The 20,272-nt window shown below is 52.2% G+C and carries 17 protein-coding genes; 8 read left to right on the plus strand and 9 right to left on the minus strand.

Annotation, left to right across the window (positions count from 1 at the left end; all coding sequences use genetic code 11):
- Positions 1-23 precede the first annotated feature (23 nt).
- Positions 24-683 (minus strand): cell division ATP-binding protein FtsE, encoded by a 660-nt coding sequence (gene ftsE, locus PSE_RS01215; RefSeq protein WP_041767788.1) that lies wholly within the window; start codon positions 681-683, stop codon positions 24-26.
- A gap of 414 nt (positions 684-1,097) precedes the next feature.
- On the opposite strand from ftsE, the gene PSE_RS01220 reads away from it, so the two are divergent.
- The 4 genes from PSE_RS01220 (at position 1,098) to PSE_RS01235 (ending at position 4,538) form a co-directional block, all read left to right on the plus strand.
- On the plus strand, positions 1,098-2,069 hold the full coding sequence (locus PSE_RS01220) for a zinc-ribbon domain-containing protein (protein WP_158309172.1): 972 nt from the start codon (positions 1,098-1,100) through the stop codon (positions 2,067-2,069).
- The gene (hpt, locus tag PSE_RS01225) at positions 2,066-2,611 is read left to right on the plus strand and encodes a hypoxanthine phosphoribosyltransferase (protein WP_014283204.1); all 546 of its coding nucleotides are present in this window, start codon (positions 2,066-2,068) and stop codon (positions 2,609-2,611) included. The genes PSE_RS01220 and hpt overlap by 4 nt, the downstream gene beginning before the upstream one ends.
- Before the next feature lie 15 nt (positions 2,612-2,626).
- Complete coding sequence (locus PSE_RS01230) at positions 2,627-3,025, plus strand: response regulator (protein WP_008550372.1); 399 nt, start codon at positions 2,627-2,629, stop codon at positions 3,023-3,025.
- Between the two features lie 184 nt (positions 3,026-3,209).
- Positions 3,210-4,538, plus strand: coding sequence for a S41 family peptidase (locus tag PSE_RS01235; protein ID WP_014283205.1), 1,329 nt, complete (start codon positions 3,210-3,212; stop codon positions 4,536-4,538).
- Here the strand turns inward: PSE_RS01235 and PSE_RS01240 are convergent.
- From PSE_RS01240 to argH, 5 genes are all read right to left on the minus strand, one after another.
- Complete coding sequence (locus PSE_RS01240; protein ID WP_051125857.1) at positions 4,535-5,158, minus strand: TetR/AcrR family transcriptional regulator; 624 nt, start codon at positions 5,156-5,158, stop codon at positions 4,535-4,537. The genes PSE_RS01235 and PSE_RS01240 overlap by 4 nt on opposite strands.
- A gap of 131 nt (positions 5,159-5,289) precedes the next feature.
- Positions 5,290-7,935 (minus strand): TIGR02302 family protein, encoded by a 2,646-nt coding sequence (locus tag PSE_RS01245; RefSeq protein WP_014283207.1) that lies wholly within the window; start codon positions 7,933-7,935, stop codon positions 5,290-5,292.
- A gap of 96 nt (positions 7,936-8,031) precedes the next feature.
- Positions 8,032-9,303, minus strand: coding sequence for a diaminopimelate decarboxylase (gene lysA, locus PSE_RS01250; protein WP_014283208.1), 1,272 nt, complete (start codon positions 9,301-9,303; stop codon positions 8,032-8,034).
- A gap of 48 nt (positions 9,304-9,351) precedes the next feature.
- A complete protein-coding gene (locus PSE_RS01255) occupies positions 9,352-9,621 on the minus strand; it encodes a lipoprotein (RefSeq protein WP_008550189.1) in 270 nt (89 codons plus the stop codon).
- A 139-nt stretch (positions 9,622-9,760) separates the two neighbouring features.
- Entirely contained in the window at positions 9,761-11,161 is a 1,401-nt protein-coding gene (gene argH, locus PSE_RS01260) for an argininosuccinate lyase (RefSeq protein ID WP_014283209.1), read from the minus strand.
- A 29-nt stretch (positions 11,162-11,190) separates the two neighbouring features.
- Between argH and PSE_RS01265 the strand changes: the two genes are divergently transcribed.
- Positions 11,191-11,874, plus strand: coding sequence for a TlpA disulfide reductase family protein (locus PSE_RS01265; RefSeq protein WP_014283210.1), 684 nt, complete (start codon positions 11,191-11,193; stop codon positions 11,872-11,874).
- Between the two features lie 85 nt (positions 11,875-11,959).
- On the opposite strand, the gene PSE_RS01270 is transcribed toward PSE_RS01265, so the two are convergent.
- Together PSE_RS01270 and tesB are read right to left on the minus strand one after the other, a co-directional pair.
- A complete protein-coding gene (locus tag PSE_RS01270) occupies positions 11,960-12,340 on the minus strand; it encodes a VOC family protein (RefSeq protein ID WP_014283211.1) in 381 nt (126 codons plus the stop codon).
- A gap of 88 nt (positions 12,341-12,428) precedes the next feature.
- Entirely contained in the window at positions 12,429-13,310 is an 882-nt protein-coding gene (gene tesB, locus PSE_RS01275; RefSeq protein ID WP_008550619.1) for an acyl-CoA thioesterase II, read from the minus strand.
- A gap of 127 nt (positions 13,311-13,437) precedes the next feature.
- Between tesB and PSE_RS01280 the strand changes: the two genes are divergently transcribed.
- The 3 genes from PSE_RS01280 to PSE_RS01290 all read left to right on the plus strand — a co-directional run bounded on the left by PSE_RS01280 (position 13,438) and on the right by PSE_RS01290 (position 17,461).
- Complete coding sequence (locus PSE_RS01280) at positions 13,438-14,679, plus strand: ubiquinone biosynthesis hydroxylase (RefSeq protein WP_014283212.1); 1,242 nt, start codon at positions 13,438-13,440, stop codon at positions 14,677-14,679.
- Between the two features lie 20 nt (positions 14,680-14,699).
- Positions 14,700-15,551: an SDR family oxidoreductase gene (locus PSE_RS01285; protein WP_014283213.1), complete on the plus strand. Its 852-nt coding sequence runs from the start codon at positions 14,700-14,702 to the stop codon at positions 15,549-15,551.
- Positions 15,552-15,655: 104 nt separating this feature from the next.
- On the plus strand, positions 15,656-17,461 hold the full coding sequence (locus PSE_RS01290; protein ID WP_014283214.1) for an SEL1-like repeat protein: 1,806 nt from the start codon (positions 15,656-15,658) through the stop codon (positions 17,459-17,461).
- Between the two features lie 36 nt (positions 17,462-17,497).
- Here the strand turns inward: PSE_RS01290 and PSE_RS01295 are convergent, their stop codons facing one another.
- A complete protein-coding gene (locus PSE_RS01295) occupies positions 17,498-20,266 on the minus strand; it encodes a DEAD/DEAH box helicase family protein (protein WP_014283215.1) in 2,769 nt (922 codons plus the stop codon).
- Between the last annotated feature and the right edge of the window lie 6 nt (positions 20,267-20,272).

The raw sequence follows: 20,272 nt of genomic DNA on the forward strand, positions 1-20,272 counted from the left end.
GCGGCTCTCGTCTTTGCTGAGTATCAGTCATGAACAGCCAACCGCCCGTCGTTGAGAATAAGATGTCGAGCTTCCACCTGCTCCAGCAAGTGGAAATCGTGGGTCGCGATCACCACGGAGGTGCCAAGACGGTTCAACTCAATGAACAAACGCAGCAAACGACGCGCAAGTGGAGGATCCACGTTACCTGTCGGCTCATCCGCCAGCAGAACTTCAGGCCGCGTAATCAACGCTCGCGCAATCGCTGCACGTTGCTTTTCACCACCAGAAAGCACCGGTGGTAGCACATGCATACGATCACCCAGCCCCACCCACTTCAGCAGATCAATCACGTCAGGACGATACTCCGCCTCGGACTTCCCAGCCACACGATGCGGCAGCGCCACGTTTTCGTAGGTGGTCAGATGGTCCAGCAAGCGGAAATCCTGAAACACCACACCAATCCGGCGACGCATAGACGGCAGCTCAGACTTGGTGATTTTGGTGGTGTCCTTACCAAAAACGGAGATCAGCCCACGTGTGGGGCGCATGGAGAGAAACAGCAAACGCAGCAAACTGGTTTTGCCAGCACCTGAAGGACCGGTGAGAAACTGAAAAGATTGCGGCTCAATGGAAAAGGTCAAATCCCGAAGCACTTCAGGGCCCATTCCATACCGAAGTCCCACATTCTCAAAGCGTATCACCGAAAATTCCCCTAGCAGACGTGAGGTTCCGCCTTATCATTACAATGAGGCTAAACTCGTGCAAATCACTCTAAAAAATAATTTTCTCGCGTTCAATTTTAGAGTGAGATTACCCCTGCAAATTTATGCGAGCCTGTTCCTTTGGATATCCCTTGAATAAATTAACACTTCATTAAGCATATAAATGCCCTGATAGGTTCAAGAGAATTAGTTTAGGCACTCAATCCGGCTCCAAGCCCCTGTATTTAGGCTAGTCAAAGCCTGCCCTTTTGAGTACTTGTGAGTATATTGCATATCTGGTGGCTCTGAGACGTATTCCCCAACCTGCTCTGTTGTGAGAATACGCTAGAAAATGAAGGATTTAAGCGGTTTAGCCAATCCATATTAATGGCAAATCGCTTTGGACCACGCTCGATGAAAATTATCTGCCCTCAATGTAATACTGCCTATGAAATCCCCGCTGACAAGGTTGGAGACACTGGCCGCAAAGTAAAATGCGCCAGCTGCAACCACATCTGGCATGTCTCACGCGAGGAAGAAACAGCAAACGACTGGGCCCAAGCCCTGAGCGCACAGAGCGAAGTACACAACAATTCAACACCCGATGACGACCGCAAAGAACCCTCCTTTTCCGAAGAGTTTGATGAAACTGATTGGGCCGGTATCGGAGAGAAAGCGGAACGTCACGAAGCATTCTCTGAAGAAGATCTTGCCGTAAAACCCAAAGAAGACTCTTCAGATTCAAATGGTTCTAAGGGTGAGGACACCAGCGAAAACTCCGCAGCTGGTGCCAGCAGTTCCTATGAAGCCTCTGAAGATCCAGCAGGTTCTGACAAGGACAAAACAGAAGACAAGAAGAAATCTGAGGGCAAATCCCATAAGCCCAACAGAAGATCTAGAAAAAAAACCAAGTCATCCCGCAAATCAGGTGTTATAAGCGCGAAAGGCCTGCTGGGAGCGAGCCTTCTTGCTGCTTCACTCGCACTCTGTTTTGCAGCGGTGCAATACCGTGAATCTGTAGTAAGAACCTTCCCCGATTTGGCTGGTCTTTACCAGTTGGCTGGTATGACCGTAAATCTGCGTGGTCTTGTATTTAAGGATCTGAGAACCTTCCGTGAGGTAGAGGACGGCTCTGTCGTGCTTGTTGTGGAAGGCTCTGTAGAGAATATTACAAGAAGCGAGACGTATATTCCGGCGATCAAGCTGGCTTTACGCTCTCAGGACACGCAAGAGATACACTCCTGGATTGTTGAGCCAAGAGAAGACTGGCTTGCACCAGGCGATAAAACACGGTTCAGAGCTCGGTTGAATAATCCGCCAGAGCGAGCCGCCGACATTCAATTGCGCTTTGTTGAGCGCCAAAAGAAAAGAGCGAGCATTAGATGACCGGTAACCCGGAAATCCGCGTGCTGTTTGATGAAGAAGCTATTGCCGGCCGCGTAAAAGCGATCGCAGAAGCTATCGCACAGGACAAACCTCACAATCTCCTCCTCGTAGCAGTCTTGAAAGGGAGCTTCATTTTTGCAGCTGACCTTGCTCGTGCTTTGCACAGAGTAGGTTCCGTTCCGGAAATGGAATTTTTACACCTTTCAAGTTATGGAAGTGGGACGGTGTCGTCAGGAGAGATCAAAGTCCTCCGCGATATCCAAAGCGATGTAACCGGACGCGACGTCATTTTGATCGATGACATTCTCGAATCTGGTCGCACACTCAAGTTTGCACGCGACATGATCGCCGAACGTGGAGCCAAGTCTGTCCGGATAGCTGCATTCCTGGACAAGCCTGGTCACAGAAAAGCCGATATCCAATCGGATTACACGGGCTTCGATTGCCCGGACAAATTCGTTGTCGGCTATGGCATGGACATGGGGCATGCATGGAGACAGTTGCCATTCATCGGCTACGTGCCGCAGGAAGGTGACGACTAAACGAGGGGGGCTATAATGGCTCACATACTTCTGACGGAAGACGATGATGCGGTCCGCGCCTTTGTAAAACGTGCATTGGAGCTGGATGGGCACAAAGTGACAGCCGTGGAAGATGGCGCCGAAGCCGCTCTTGTGCTGCTGCAACAGCAGGGCAAGTTTGACCTTCTGCTCTCCGACATCAGAATGCCGGAGATGGATGGGATCGAACTTGCTATGCAAAGCAGCGCTCGCTATCCAGGCCTGCCAATCCTTTTGATGACCGGTTACGCAGACCAGCGTGAACGCTCAGAAGAAGTCGGCAAGTGCGTGAAGGACGTTCTGACCAAACCATTCTCATTGGTAGAGGTTAGAAAAGCCGTCACCACAGCTTTGGCAGGCGAGGAAGAAAGCTCTCCGCAATCCGCTTTTGCATAGCGCTGAAAAGCGTCATCCGGTTTTCGGATAAAGAGCCCAATAAAGTTTCTGAAACGCGATCCCTCCCCCGAGCGATCGCGTTTTGTGTATCTGGGCTTAGATTTGAGGCCAAAAGCTGTACAAATCTGCGGTTTCCTGATCTTCTATCTGCATACTTTATCTCTGATTTTGGGCGAGCTTTTCCATGGAAGATGCATCAGAAAATAGTGCAGAGCCTCCAATGTTGTCCCAGGCTCTAAAAGCATTGGATGACCCGACAGCGCCGATCTCACATGCCTTGAAGCACTACGCGGCAAGCCGGATTTATCAGGCCATTGAAAGCTGTTTTGCGCATTGGGAAAACGTTCCGGACCTGTGCAACGCTAATCTCTATTTTGACTACCTCAACGCCTTGGAAGAAGCGCAGGACCGACGGGATTTCCAACTAGCAACCCAAGGCTATCTGGCCCGCTTGCAAAACGCCCACACCCTCTTCATTGATCACACACTTCAAAAGAACGCCAGCTTTGGCTTCTGGGCCCGCCCTCTGCCAGTTTCAGCAGCAGAACCTCATAATCTGGTCTGGACAGTTTACAGCACCATAAGAGCAGATCTGCACCTCGGAGATGTGATCAAAGAGGTCAACGCACTCCCTGCAGATGAGTTCTTCTTGCACTACACAAAGTTCGTCAGTGCTTCAAAACCAGAAGCGGCCACCTATAATCTCTTGCGGGGGTACAGCTTTCTCTTTCCAGATCAGCTTGATCTCACCCTTGCTGATGGCAGAAAACTGCTGGTCTCCCGCAAAGGCGCAACAAATCCGTCCCTGCACCAGAACAAGGCTAAGCTCGACACCACAGCCGAGCATCCACGCCTGATAATCGGCAGCTTCGCAAAGCCGGAGTTTGAAGAGCAGGCCTTAACCTTCCTCAAACAGCTCGACAACCACTCGCCTCTGATCCTCGACCTGCGCGGCAATGGTGGTGGAGATACACCTATGAGGCTGATGAAGAAGCTTTGCCTTGAGCCAATCCCGATCTGGCAGGAACACACACCTCAGTTCACAGCACTACAGAAAGCACAGCAAAGCTTGGCTGCATTCCAAAACGGCAAACTCTCTGCACACCACAAACAGCCCAACGCCCAAACCACGACCATGAAGCAGTTCACAAACGGTGAAACCATCCCGGTCGATCCCGAGCCCTTCCAAGGACAACTGATTGTTTTGATTGATATTAGCAGCTGCTCAGCAACTGAGGATCTGTTGATCCCACTCAAACATTCCGGCCGCGCAACAATAATCGGTGAAGCCTCCGCAGGCTCAACCGGCCAGCCCTGCTTCGAAGCCCCTTTGCCCCACACTCAACTAATGGTCTCTACTAAACGAACAGCCTTTCCAGACGGCACCCAGTTCGAAGGCATCGGTATCCAGCCAGACCACCCAGTCATGCCCACCGCAGAAGATATCCAGCAAGGCAACGACCCAGCACTGGCACTTGCACAACAGCTATTGGGAAAAACCGTCCCCGCTTAACTCAGGTCCGTTGGTCGCTTCTCATAAAACTCGAGTGTATGCAGGCTCATGTCAGCGTATTCGAAGAGCATCTCGCGGGAGAAGCCACGGCGCACGAGCACGTAGAGCCCTTCAATGATCATCACGTAGAAAATCAGCAGCTTTTCGATGTCATCAGGGTCTCTCAGCTCGCTTTTCAAATCAACGAACTTCAGCCGGAAGTGCTTTACGCCTTCCTGATAATACATCGCGAACTTGGCCAGCAGCTCCTCGTCAAACAACGTCATGTTGTCCAGCACGCAGAACTTGTCAGCATGTCTGCTTTCGCGATGGTTTATGCAGATATCGATGAACTCATAAAGCACCGCCTCAACAGCAGCACGCAGGTTGGAATGCAGGGAGATGGTGCTCTTAAGCTCAGCAAACACGCTGTTAAGCCACCACATCAGCATCGCTGCACAAAAGTCATGCTTGGTGGTGAAATGCTCCTCCACATAGGCCCGATGCGGACCGCACGCCTGATAGAAGTCCTCCATGGAGCAAGCTTCCAGCCCCTTGAGCACAAACACCCGGATGCAGTCGTCCATCACGTCTTCGATGATGTGCGCCAGAACTTCAGGTTTGCATGGGTCTGTGCTCATGGAGCGAAGTATAGGAACTAAAGCGGGCACCACAATGAAGGAGCCGCCAAATGGCAAAGAAAACCAGAAGGACCAGCATCGAGGTCAATCCAGTTTTCTAAGCATTCATTAAAGCATCCCGAAGCCGCCGATCAGTAGCGTTTCATCAGCCGTTCCAGATACTCCAGCTCAAGCTGCGGGCGGTCAGGATCAGAAAGCCGACGACGCAGTTCTTCCAGAATACGCCGCGCCCGCTGAACCTCAATCTCATCAGGCACCTTCACCTGACTGCCAAACTCTGGCCCTTCTACACGGCGCATACGCCCCAGCGGGTCTTCGTTAAGCGGAGAGTTGGTTGCCTGCCCTCGTCCACCAGATTGTCCGGCAAGCTGCTCTGCAAGCTGCTGAGCGCCTTTGCGCAGGGATTCCAGAGCCTGACTCTGCTCAGAAACAGCCTCTTCAGCCTGTTGAGCTCCCAGCGCCTCTCCGGCATCCTCCATGGAGTTGCCAGCGCTATCCAGATCCTTGCTCGGCTTGGCACCACTATTGGCCATCTTATCGAGCAGTTTCTGCAGGTCATCAGAAAGGTTGCGCTGCTGTTGCTGCAAATCACGGAAGGCTTGCTGCGCCTCCTCATTGGTCATCTCACCACCCTGACCACGCTTGTTCTGCTGCTCATTGCGCTGACCGGGCCGACGCTGCTGGCTATCCGGATCAAACCGATGCGTCTCATCCATCAGATTGCGCTGCTTCTGGATCATCTCGCCAAGATCTTCCAGCGCCTGCAACATCTCCTGCTGCTGTTGGCTCGGGGCCTGTTGTTGCTGCTGCGCGTTCTGCATGTTCTCCAGCATCTGCTGCATTTGCGCCAGCAGCTCGCGCGCCGCTTCCAAAGAGCCAGTTTTCGCCAGCTCTTCCATGCGTCGCAGCATATCATCCAGATCGCGAGGCGTAATCTGCTGGGAGTTCTCATCCATTGGCATCTGGCCAAGCTGCTGCGGGTTCTCGCGCATCTGTTGAGCCATGGATTTCAGGTAATCATCCAGCGCCTTGCGCAAATCATTCATCAGCTCAGCAATTTCCTGCTCCGAAGCACCCTGCTCCAGAGCCCGCCGCAGTGCTTCCTGCGCCTCACGCAAAGCCCGCTCAGCGGCAGATAAGCCTCCATCCTCAATAGTCAGCGCCACATTCCAAAGCACGTCCAGCATGTCCGTCAGATGCTCATCCGTCTTGGCGGCAACCAACTCGGCATAGGCGAAGCGCAACGGCAGATAAGAACCTGCATCATCGATGAAACGCTCCGGCGCGATCATCAGCATGTCCAGCGCATCCACCACCTGAGGGTAGCTCTCAACGTTCATTGCCAGATTTCGGCGCTGCTCAACAACAGCACGGGCCAACGGCTTGTTGAACCGGCGCTCCGGCAGCTTGATGTAAACCGGCTGCGAACGGCCTTCCTGTTCAGCCTCATCCCGGGCAACCAACACAAGCGCCACTTCAGACCCGGCCCACGGATGCGCTGTCAGATCCTGAAAAGTCTGCCCAACCGCCATCTTAGAATCTTTAGGCGGCAGGCTCAGATTGAACCGCGGCGCCTCTACAAGAGAACGGCCCTGCGCTTCATCATCTCCGCGCTGAACCTTCTCCATGATCGCTTCGGCAGAGACCACGCGGTAATCATCCTGCACCAGATAGGTCAGCTTCAAACTGCCGGAAAGCTGTTCTTCGGGATCATCAAACAACCGAATGCGCGGTGGCAAATCCGGACGAATGGCGATCTTCCAGGAGTAAGTCGGCGAGTCATCCTGCAAAATCTGCAGACGTCCACTGGAGTTCAGCGGAAAGCGCCATTCCGTCGTTGTCAGCTCTTCAGAACCTTCACCAGCACCGGATTGCACCCGTTCCGGTTCCAAAACTTCATGACCACGAGAGGAGAAATAGATAACCGAGAAATCGCCCGTTCCCTGCGCCCGAACCAGCACCTCACTGCCACTGGCAATGGAAAGTGCGTCTCGGGAATCCCTCAGCTGATTGGCATCCCCACTTAGGAACACAGGCGCTTCACCCGTATAAGCCGGCGGCGTCACCCACGCATCGATACGCGCAGGCAGAACGCTGCCCACGCCCTGAGACTGGAACGGCGCCAACAGGCTGGACCAACGGTTCGCATCCGAAACAGAATAGCCAACCACCAGTAACATAACGGCAAAAACCCGCAGAGCGTAAGGATCTTTGGTAAAGCCACGCGGATTAACACCTCCAACGCGCAGGTTCTTCAATCGCTCACGCAGCCGCTTTTGATGGGCAGACCAAAGCGCCAGCGCTTCCTCGTCATCCATCCCGGTTGCCTGCTCATCTTTGTAGGAGAGCAAAGGTCGGTGCGGCAGATCACTGGCAAGCTCAACCTTGCGCAATCCCTCCGCCTCACTGGGCAGTCTGAGACGTAAAAGCGGGTAGCAACTCCAGATGAAAACAGCGAGAAACAGGATGGAAACAAAAGCAGAGCCATAAAACCCAAGCAGCTGCCACAGCCCTAAGAAGCTGACAGCCACATACAGACAGGCAACAATAAGCGGCATCTGAATGGCAGGCCAGAACCGCTCCCAAAACAAATAAAGCCGCGCTTTAAAAGCCAGCCTTTTCAATCGATAGGGTAATCTTTGAGAAAACAGGGACTGCCACAGGCCGGATGCCACGGAGCCATCGCCATAATGCTTCTTATGCTCTCGCAATTCACTTGCTGAAGCTATGGCATTCTTTAGGTTTTTATTGCCGCCATTCTCATTCTGATGGGTCACATAGGCCTCGCTAACCGCCGCCTGCTTTTTCTTTTAAGCATACGGCGATTAACGTAGATCAGCAATCTGGCAAACCTAAGGGGCTTTCAAACAGAGTTAAGCCTTTTCAACCCAGTTCGGCACAACGTCTTGATTTAGTAACTCATCGTAGCTCGGGCGCTGACGGATGATCGCAAACTTGTCGCCATCAACCAGAACTTCAGGCACCAGAAGACGCGTGTTGTACGTGCCAGATTGGGTCGCACCATAAGCACCGCAGGAATAAACCGCCAGAAGATCACCTTCCTCAAACTTCGGCAATTCCCGGTCACGAGCAATGTAGTCACCGGTTTCACAAACTGGCCCAACAACATCCGCCAGCATCTGCTCACCATTCTGGCGTTCTTCGCTCACTGCACCAATGTCATGGTGTGCCTCATAAAGAGTTGGGCGGATCAGATCGTTCATCGCAGCATCCACGATAACGAAATTCTTCGCTTCACCTTCTTTGCGGTAGATCGTTTCGGTTACGAGAATACCGGCGTTTCCTGCGATCAGGCGGCCAGGTTCGGTAATCAGCGTAACGCCAAGGCGCTCAATGTGTTTACGAACGATCTTTGCGTATTCGGTTGGCAGCGGCGCTTCAATTCCGCCTCCGTAAGGAATACCAAGACCACCCCCCACATCAAGGTGCTCAATCTCAATGCCATCTTCCTTCAGCATGCCAATCAGCACACCAAGACGTTCCAAAGCATCATCAAACGGACCTAACTCAGTGATCTGAGAACCGATATGCATGTCCATACCGGTCACTTTCAGGCCCGGCAGCTGCGCAGCTTCATTGTAAACAGCGCGCGCACGGTCCCAAGCAATGCCAAACTTGTTCGCAGCCAGACCGGTAGAGATCTTGGCATGGGTCTTCGCGTCAACATCCGGATTGATGCGCAGGGAAATTGGCGCAACCTTGCCCATCTCAGAAGCAACTTCAGAAAGACGCTTCAGCTCAGGCTCAGATTCCACGTTGAAGCACAGGATGCCCGCTTCCAGCGCAAAGCGCATTTCCTGACGGGTCTTGCCAACGCCAGAAAACACAATCTTGTTCGCAGGAATGCCCGCTTTCAGCGCACGGCGCAGTTCCCCTTCAGAAACAACGTCCGCACCAGCACCAAGCTTTGCCAGCACCGTCAGAATGGCGATGTTGGAATTCGCCTTCATTGCATAACAGGTCAGATGATCTATTCCATCAAACGCACCGTCAAAAACCTTGAAGTGACGCTCAAAGGTTGCGCGGGAGTAGCAGTAAAATGGGGTTCCAACTTCCGCTGCAATTTCAGTCAGCGCAACGTCTTCAGCGTGAAGCACGCCATCCTTGAACTCAAAGTAATGCAATGTAGGTCCTCTGCGCTGGCTCTGCCCAGACGGGCTTAGCGAACCAGTCTAAAAATTGAAGTCTGGATCATCTTCGTCCGCACCGATCAGCGGATCAAGAAACAGACTTTCGTCCTTCTCATCCGGAATCTGCGGCGCAGGAGCATCATTCAGGGGTGGCGGTGCACCATCTGCAGTCGCCCGAGCTTGGCTTGGCGTTTCCAAACTGCCTTTACGCCCACAAGCGGAAACACTCAGACCGAGTGCAACAATTGTGAGGCCAATCAAAAGTTTGGAACTACGGCTTTTTGTAATGTCTTTCATGCCTTGCGAGCTCATGTTTTCTCTGCTCCAATCTGGATGATCTTACCAAACCAGAAATTCGACCTAATGACTGACTCGGACGAACCCGAGCCCACTCTAAGTTTTATTTCTGCACCGTAACAACGGTGACTGCAAGATCATCCATGGAACAGACTTACTTTTCCGTCTTCTGCTCACGCTCAAGCTGCTTCAGCCAACGGCGGGATTGCTTGCGCACATTCACCGGGCTGGTGCCGCCGTAAGAGACACGGCTGCGAACAGATTTATCAACGGAAAGAACGCTGTAGACATCGTCAGTGATCTTCGGTTCAACGCTCTGCATCTCTTCCAATGTCAGGCGATGCAGGTCCACGCCCTTATCGACAGCCATCTTAACAAGTGCACCAGTCACATGGTGAGCGTCGCGGAATGGCATGCCAACCACACGCACACACCAGTCAGCCAGATCCGTCGCGGTGGAGTAGCCAGAACCAGCCGCTTTCTTCAGCGTTTTCACATTCGGCTCAAGGTCACGCATCATGCCGGTCATGGCTGCCAGCGCCAGAGACAGGTTTGGCAGAGCGTCAAACGCCTGCTCTTTGTCTTCCTGCATGTCCTTGGAGTAGGTCAGCGGCAAACCCTTCATCATCACGAGAAGAGAGTTCAGCGCACCATAAATGCGGCCAGTTTTCGCACGGATCAGCTCAGCCGCATCCGGGTTCTTCTTCTGAGGCATGATGGAAGAACCGGTCGAGAACTTGTCGGAAAGCTTGATGAAACCGAACTGAGCAGAACACCAGATCACGATTTCTTCTGCCAGACGAGACAGGTGCATCGCACAGATGGAAGCATCCGCCAGCGCTTCAATCGCGAAGTCACGGTCAGAAACACCATCCAGAGAGTTCGCTGTTGGGCGGTCAAAACCCAGAGAAGCAGCAGTCATCTCACGGTCGATCGGGAAGGATGTACCAGCCAGCGCCGCACAGCCCAGCGGGCTCTCGTTCATACGTGCACGCGCATCCTGCAGGCGGGAGCGGTCACGAGCAAACATTTCAACATAAGCCATCAGGTGATGGCCAAATGTCACCGGCTGCGCAGACTGCAAGTGAGTGAAGCCCGGCATCACAACGGCAGCGTGCTCTTCAGCCTTTTCAGCGAGCGCCTGCATCAGGTCTGTCACCTGTGCCTCAAGATCGTCCAAAGAGTCGCGTACCCAAAGACGGAAATCTGTGGCAACTTGGTCGTTACGTGAACGAGCTGTATGAAGACGGCCAGCGGTCGGGCCAATCAGTTCTGCCAGACGCGCTTCGATATTCATGTGAATGTCTTCAAGCGCACGAGAGAAGGTAAAGGTGCCTTCCTCGATCTCTGACAGAATTGTGTCTAGACCCTGAGCTATCTTTTCGGCATCTTCTGCGCTAACGATGCCCTGTGCAGCCAACATGCTAACATGAGCCTTGGATCCGGCTATGTCTTGTCGGTAGAGCTTACGATCAAAATCGATGGAAGCATTGATCTCTTCCATGATTGCATCTGGCCCTTCCGCAAAACGGCCCCCCCACATGCGGTTGCTCATGTCTAGCCTCATTATGATTTGGGTTTAATATGAAGAAACTGACAGTTACCGGAAAGTTCGGCCTCGGAAAAGGGCTTATTGCAGCATTAGCTGGATTTGTCGTCGTAGGCGGAGCTGTATGGGCGCTTAATCAGCAAAAAAGTGAGGATCCACAAGCCCTCGCCTGCTCTTCTTCAATGAATACCGCAAAAAATCTCAAGGGTTTGACCACAGGCGAAGTCGCCGCTTTTCTGCCTGCTGAGAAGCCTCTGAATCTGTCTGAGCTGAAATTCAACGATGCAGACGGCAACCTCATCACCATGGCGGATCTGAAGGGCACCAAACTGCTCAACCTCTGGGCCACATGGTGCGCCCCTTGCCGCAAAGAAATGCCTCACCTGGACAAACTGCAGCGTGAAGCCGGCAGCGAAGAGTTCAACGTTATCGCTGTGAACATGGACCGCGGTGAGAACAATCCAAAACCGCTGAAGTTCCTGAATGATATCGGCGTAAAGGATCTGGCTTACTTCTCAGACCACACCATGAAGACCTTCAACGACCTGCGCACCAAAGGCAAAGCACCGGGTCTGCCAAGCACAATCATGATCGGTGAAGACGGCTGCGAAATCGGCACCATGTTTGGCCCAGCGGACTGGGCAGCCCCAGAAGCCTTCACCTTGGTCAATGCTGCACTGGCCGGGCAAAAAGAACACAAAACTGCTCAAGCGAATTAAAAACAGAAGAGCCTGCCTCAAACTCTCTGAAGCAGGCTCAATTGCCTATCGCCAAAAGGCAGATATCGCTTTTCGGTTAGAGATACTAAGTCACGTTCGTCGTATCAGTCGCGCAGACCCGCAACCGATGCCCATCAGGATCGGTTGCAACAAACGTGTAGCCAAAATCCAGATCAGTGGGCTCCAGAACGATCGGAATACCCTTCTCTTTCCAAAGGCTATAAACCTGATCTACCTCTTCCCGGCTCACATCACTCAGTGACAGCTCGAACCCTCCAAAGGATGGTTGAGGTTTCGGATCAATCCCTTGCGCGGATTGCAGCCCGAGAGTGACATCGTCCCCCAAAGAAAACAGAGAGAACTCCTGAAACCTCTCAATCGGGCCACTTTGCAGAACGTCCGTATAAAACTCGGTGCTTTTCTCAACGTCATCGACATAGAGAATAACGCTATTGGGCTTAAACATGCTCACACCCCGTTATCTTGAAAATCAAAGAAACAAACAGATTGCTGCAACCTCAGAATAGCCTTTGCACCGAGCAATATCTTTGATCTTACCCCTTACCCGGCACCGGACGATCTCTCATCCGCATCAGGCCTTCCTGAACGGCGGAAGCCACCAGAACACCATCCCGCGTATAAAGGCTGCCACGACTGAAACCACGGCCACCAGCTGAGCGTGGGCTGTCCTGCGTGTAAAGCAGCCACTCATCAAAGCGGAAGTCGCTGTGGAACCACATAGCGTGATCCAAACTCGCCACCTGCAAATTTGGCACAAACACGTTGATGCCATGCGGGAACAGCGCCGTATCCAACAGTGTCATATCCGAAGCATACGCCAGCACGCACTGGTGAATACGCGGATCATCCGGCAGCTTAGAGGCCGCACGAACCCAAACATGCTGCACCGGTTCTTGCTTCTTGCGAGAGAAATACTGCCCCAGATCCAACGGACGCAACTCAATCGGGCGTTCGCGCTTCCAGTACTTCTGCACTGGCTCCGGTGCCTTGGAGATCAGCTCATCGGAGATTTCAGAGATCGGCATCAGATCTTCCGGCATCGGCACATCCGGCATCTCAATCTGATGCTCCATACCCGTCTCAACACGCTGGAAGGAAGCGGACATGGAGAAGATCGCATGGCCATGCTGGATCGCCACAACGCGCCGCGTGGTGAAGCTGCCACCATCGCGAATACGGTCCACCTCATAAATGATCGGCACCTTCGGATCGCCCGGACGCAGAAAATACCCGTGCAGCGAATTTGCCTGCCGCTCTGCGCCAACCGTTCGGGAGGCTGCAACGAGGGCCTGACCAATCACCTGTCCACCAAAAACGCGCTGCCAGCCGCTTTGTGGACTTGTCCCGCGAAACAGATTTTCCTCTAATTTCTCCAGATCCAAAAGGTCCAGTAGATTTTCAACAGCCTTCGTCATTGCAGACAAACCTATTTTTGTAGTGATTTCGATTGCATGTGAGTAGTGTGGCGCTATATCGATAGTGTCAACGATCAATTGGGCTAACCTAATGGTTATCGGGCAAACGATTACAGGAAACAGTTCTATGAGCAAGAAGCAAACCGCCACTGAAGAGCTTTATGACGTCACCATTGGCGGCGGCGGTTATGTTGGCCTCTCGCTTGCACTTGCTTTGAAGCAGTCAGAACCTTCCATGAAAGTCGCCCTCGTCGATCTTCGTCCACGCTCTGCAATTGAGAACGATCCACGCTCTTCCGCTATCGCGGCAGGTGCCGTTCGCATGCTCGATCAGCTCGGCATCTGGTATAAGCTGGAGGACGAAGCGCAACCAATCACCGAAATGATCGTCACAGACAGCAAGCTGCACGACAGCGTGCGCCCTGTGTTCCTGACCTTTGCAGGTGACGTTGATGAAGGCGAACCATTCGCTCACATGGTGCAGAACAACCACATGGTCGGCGCATTGCATGATGCAGCCACAGATGCTGGTGTTCACATCTTCGCGCCAGACAGCGTCAAAGACTTCGCCGTTGAACCTGCCCACGTCAACATCACACTCGGCAGCGGCAAAACCATCCAGTCCCGCCTCATCGTGGCAGCAGATGGTGTGCGCTCCAAACTCCGTGACCTGGCAGGCATCCACTGCAACCGCTGGAGCTACAATCAGAGTGGCATCGTCACCACCGTCGCTCATGAACGCCCCCACAATGGCCGCGCGGAAGAACACTTCCTACCATCCGGCCCATTCGCGATCCTGCCGCTGAAGGGCAACCGCTCTTCTATCGTCTGGACCGAAAAAACCAACGAAGCCAACCGTCTGGTCAATGGCGATGAGTTCACCTTCGAGATCGAACTGGAACGCCGTTTCGGTCATCATCTGGGTGAAATCAAACTGGACGGCCCACGTCAGGCCTTCCCACTCAACCTCGTGCTGGCCCGCTCCTTCGTCACCAACCGCTTCGCATTGGCAGGCGACGCTGCCCACGGCATCCACCCAATTGCAGGCCAGGGCCTCAACTTCGGCTTCAAGGACGTTGCAGCGCTTTCAGAGGTGCTTGTAGACGCCCACCGTCTCGGCCTCGATATCGGTGCAGCACACATTCTGGAACGCTACCAGAGCTGGCGCCGCTTCGACACATGGCAGATGGGCATGACCACCGATGTGCTGAACCGCCTGTTCTCCAACAACATCGATCCGGTCCGCGCTGTCCGCGATCTCGGCCTCGGTCTTGTTGAGCGGATGCCATTCCTGAAAAAGCACTTCATCGGCGAAGCAGCAGGCATGGCCGGCCCTTCCCCAAAACTGCTCCTCGGCAATCCGCTTTAATCCTGTTTTAGGTCGCACACGTGAAAGACAAACGCTCCATCCTCATCACCGGATGTTCCACCGGCATTGGCTATGCCGCCGCGCACATTTTGAGAGACAGAGGATGGCAGGTCTTTCCCACCTGTCGCAAACCCGAGGACGCAGAACGCCTGCGCTCAGAAGGCTTTGACGCCTTCCATCTGGATTATTGCGATACCGAATCTATTCAATCCGCCGTTGAGTCAATTCTGGAAATCACAGGAGATCGCCTGGATGCCCTCTTCAACAACGGCGCCTATGGCCTTCCCGGCGCGGTTGAGGATCTTCCAACAGATGCCCTGCGCCGACAGTTTGAAACCAACTTCTTCGGCTGGCACGAGCTGACACGCCTCGTCATTCCGATGATGCGCAAACAAGGCCATGGCCGCATCGTACAATGCTCTTCCATTCTTGGTCTCGTCGCAATGGACTACCGCGGCGCCTACAACGCCACCAAGTTCGCACTGGAAGGTTACACCGATACATTGCGGCTGGAACTGCATGGCTCAGGCATACAGGTTTCCTTGATCGAACCGGGTCCGATTCAATCTGAGTTCTCCAAAACCGCTGTTAAAATGTTCTTCAAGGAGATCGGCGAGGACGCTAAAAACGCCTCTCATTTCCGCGAAAGCTACAACCGCCGCCTCACCATGCTCGCCAAAGGCGGCACCACAAAGTTCAAGCTCCAACCCGATGCCGTAGTCAAAAAACTCACTCACGCCATCGAAGCCCCAAAGGCAAAGGCCCGCTACTACGTCACCACCCCAACCTACATCATGGCCTTCCTCCGCCGCATCCTGCCAACATCACTGGTAGACGTAATCTTAAGAAGCTCAGCTAAGTCGGAGGAATGAAACTCCTCGCCTGCTCTTCATTCCCCCCTGAACCGGCAGCTATTATCAAATCCTAAAATTGTAATTTCTGCTATTGTTTAAGCCACGCAGATTCGGGGGGAAGTATGCAATTGCGGCAGTTGAAGTTAGCTCTAGCAACTTTGGTCATCTTATTGCCCGGCCAAGCCATTCTCCCGGCCTATGCAGAGGACTTCAAAACCATCTCGGCATCCGCCGAGCAAGGTGACTTTCACTCCCAATACAAACTTGGAATTATCTACGAAGAGGCACAAGGTGTCCCTCAGGACTATGCCAAGGCAGCAAAATGGTTTCGCTCAGCTGCTGAGCAAGGTCACGTCGCCGCTCAATACCGCATTGCCAACTTGTATCACAAAGGACGAGGTGTCCCGCAAAGCTTCAAAGAAGCCGAAAAGTGGTATCAGCTCGCAGCTGACAAAGGACATCCAAAAGCACTAAGTGAGTTGGAGTACCTCTTCAATAAAGGACTAATAGGACCGCAAAGCGATGACAAAGTCGCAATGTGGACTTTGCATAAGGCCAAACAAGGTTATGCCTCGGCCCAATATAGACTTGCACTCCTGTATCACGACGGAAAAGGTGTACCAAAAGACTATAGTGAAGCTGAAAAATGGTACCGTCGCGCCGCATCAAATGGCCATAGCGGAGCACAGCTGGAACTTGGCTACATGTACGCTAATGGACAAGGTGTCCAACAAGACTATCAGGAAGCTGAAAAATGGTATCTCAAAGCAGCAAAACAGGGAAACGCTGACGCCCAACTTGAGCTGGGCCATATATATGCCGACGGAAGAGGAGTATCACGAGATTACGAAAAAGCCAAAGAATGGTACGTTCTAGCAGCCTCACAAGGGAATATGGGTGCACACCGAAGTCTGGACCAAATTTCCAATCTTGGCGAAGACCTTAAGCAGCACTACGCCGATATCGCGAAGGACTATCGTAAAGCTGCAGAGAAACACCTCGCCGGGTTCCATTATAGTCTGGGTCGCACCTTCACCAACGGCATAGGAACCCCGCAGAACCACCCCAAAGCTGCAGAAAAGTTTCGCCTGGCCGCAGAGCAAGGGCATGCCAACGCTCAGTTTAATCTCGGACGTATCTATGAAATCGGCTTAGGCGTAGATCAGGACTACAGCGAAGCTCTGAAGTGGTATATTCGCGCGGCTGAGCAAGGGGTGGCTGATGCGCAGTTTAATCTCGCAGTTATGTACGCCAATGGGACAGGAATATCCCAAGACCTGGTAGAAGCCGTAGCTTGGTACCACTTCGCCGCAAAGCAAGGCCACCCAGACGCACAGTATAACCTCGGGTTCCTTTATGCCACTGGACAAGGGGTAGAGCAGGACGAAGCCACAGCTGCAAGGTGGGTCCGTCTCGCCGCTAATCAAGGCCATGCAGAGGCTCAATATCGGATCGGGAGAGCCTACGAAGATGGAGTTGGTGTAGAGCAAAACCACACTGAAGCAGCAAACTGGTATTACCTCGCCGCAACGCAAAACCATGCCAAAGCACAGTTCACCTTAGGGAGAGTTTACGCCATCGGTCTGGGCGTACCACAGGACGAAGTTGAAGCTGCAAAATGGGTCTTGCATGCCGCAGAACGGGGCTATTTAGAAGCCCAGTATCGCATCGGTCTTGCTTTTTACAAAGGCAGCGGAGTTAAGCAAAACATTGAGCGCGCCTATATCTGGTTTTACATCGCAGCAGAGAACGGCAGCAAACCTGCACTCAAGGCCCAAAAAGAAGCAGCAGATCGCCTGAATGCAAATGAGATCGAACATGCCGAACGCAAAGCAAAAAAACTCATGAAGCAGCTCAAATCCAACACTCAATCAGACCCAACCAAAGCACCAATAAGGTTCAAATTCCTTCACGTCGTGCCCACTTAAACCGCAACTAAGAAAAAGACGGAGGAGTAAGAGCAACTACTCCCAAACACTTCGTCGATCTGTTTTCTTTTGAAAGCCGGAAGCAAAGGATTTCATTCGTGCTTTTAGAAGCACGTGGCGTCCCTCAGAACTGCGAGTGTAAACAAGGTCCGAACGACCCACGTTGTGCTCCCACCTCTGCGCAAAATACTCGGCATTCTTTTTTGATTGCCCGATCAGCTTGGGGACCGGATGATAATCCGTTCGGGAAAGGCCGAAAAGTCTGGATGGGCGAACAAGCAAATAGCGCGGATTATCTGACGGGCCCAGAACCTCCTGCATTGCCTCTAGAAACTGGCGGGTTTCCGATGTGGTGGCTCCCTCCAGCCGACAATATACAATCCCTGAGCCTTTCTGAACTGATTGAAAACGTAGGTGTTTGGGGTTGGTCCTCACGACGCCCATGAACCTCAAGGTCTCCAACACACTCTGCCCTACCTGCTCAACAGAGTTCTCAATTGTTCCATTTCGAACTGTGAGGCGAAGAGCCTTCATAAGCTCAGGACCAATATAATAGGCTAATAGTAATGCACCTACGATAAGCATCACTGGCAAGCTCATCCCATCTCGATACCCCGCCAAGATTTGAGCTATCAAGAATATAACAATCCAAAACGTTGAAAACAGCAGAAACCTTAGGGTATTCAGAAGCATAAAGCCTTCAGGCCCAGAGTTTGTGACTACATTCTCACGCATTTCAGGGCGTGGACTCGACCCAACAAGCGCTGCCTTCCATTTGTCATGAAGGGATGCTCTCGCCGCCGCCCTACTTAGCATTAGCTGATTAAGCTCATCGACTGAACCGGCGCGCCATTTTACCTTCGCAAGGTCGAGCCGCCGTACCCCATTTTCAATCACCGGGGGCTCACTGTAAGTCACCCCTTCAAAGGCACGAAATCGTCTCTTTAAGAGATTTATGTCTTCTCCCAGATCTTGTGACAGATCATCAAACGGGTCTGGAGCGTATTGCTTGGACGTTTCTTTATCTTCGTCGCTCAGATTGAGCTGCTCCCTCAAACTTTTCAGATCAACTGAAGCAAGGTGCCAGATATTTGCAGTTTTGTTTGGTTGTTTCGGATCAATACGAATTGCTCGCCCTCTCATCTGAGTAGAGAGCATGAATGATCCGACAAAGCTGGCAAGTATGAGCGCATTAACTGAGGGTGCATCCCATCCCTCACCTAGCAAGGCTTGTGTGCCCACAAGCGTCGTTATTCCACCAGCGTTGAACACCTCTGTTATCAAGTGGACGATGCGCTGTTTCTGTTCGCTTGAAATATGCACCTGAACGAAAGCCGTATCATGGGCTAACTCAGAAAACCGGATATGTGTAGGATCTATATGACTTTCCTGTGCCACTCTCTCCAATATTGAGGCGGCACTTTTCGGGATAATGATCAGGGACCCAGTCAACACACCAAGCTTGATCTTGGAAATTCCCTCACGCCGCAGGTACTCAAAAATCGGAACAACTCCGATTTTCTTAATCGGACGAATAGTTTCAGCGCTGGATGGAAGTTCAGCAGCCCGAATATAGTCCGCCAGAATAACCAATCGCAGATCATTCCCAAGACTGTCCGCTTCCGCTCGTGTGATCTTTTCTATGCCTTCCATCTTGCCCATACTTGAGGCAAGCAGCTTCTTAATTTCCTTGGTGTTGCTGATCCTGATCTTCTTGCGCTCAATAGCACCTAAGCTCTTCAGTTCTCGGCGCATTCCGGCCAACAGATCTTCGTATTCTGAAAAATCATCAGCGTGCGTGTAAAGAACGTTCGTGAGCAACACTTCCAGCCAAACATGATCGAACTCAGGGATATCGGAACTCTGTGCACCCAAAATCTGCAAGGCAGCATCAGGAGGTGGAAAACCGATCGCATTCAGGAAAATGATAATGGATGAGAAGTACTGCGGTTCTTCCAGAATATCGTCTACACATTGATCCGTATCGCGCACCCAAGGGTGCATAGAGATTGCTTCCAGAAAGCGTTTGCTGGTTACAAGCTTCCGATAAAACTCGGAGATACCTCGCTTGAACTCCCACAATTTGCGAGCTTCATTCTGTGTTGGCAGAGCAAAATAGACATAATCCTGATGGGGGCATAGATCGCCACGCTTAACTAGTTCAGGAACGGAGATTTCTGCATCGATTGGACCGCACAGTTCCTCATATTTTTGCCATTCCCTGTAGTCCACATCATAGGGAGGAGAAGCTGTTAGCGAGACTATCTTTGGTTTAGATAAAGCTCCTTTGAGCTTGATTAGCGCCTTCCACCATTCATTCCGCAAATGATGTGCTTCATCAAGCACCAGAACCTGAATGTTTTGTGCGGCAAGAAGAGCGTTTACATCAACAGACTTGGAGCGTTTGATCTGCGGTTTATCATCTGCTTCATCTTCAACATCCTGAAGCTCTTCATCAATGTCTTGGTTTGAAAATGCAGCGTGAAGCGCTTGATAGGTAATAACAGTCAGAAACCCAGGGTTCCTGATATCCTTAGAAATCCAACTTGGTTTCTCAGCACTGTCAGGCAAGAACATTGATGTCAGACGGTCTATCCATTGATTGCGGATAGTTATTGTTGGAGCGAGAATAATAGCAGGCTGTCCTATCCGCCTCATAACTTCTAAGCCAAGAACAGTTTTGCCTGATCCCGGTGCAGCAACAACATGCAAATGGTCATCATCCAGGTGAGTATCCAACTCAGCAAGAACACGCTCTTGATACTCACGCCATGATGCTTGGAATTTCAGTTCATTAAACGACATGTAATC

Source organism: Pseudovibrio sp. FO-BEG1, assembly GCF_000236645.1.
In the GTDB taxonomy this organism is placed as follows: Bacteria; Pseudomonadota; Alphaproteobacteria; order Rhizobiales; family Stappiaceae; genus Pseudovibrio.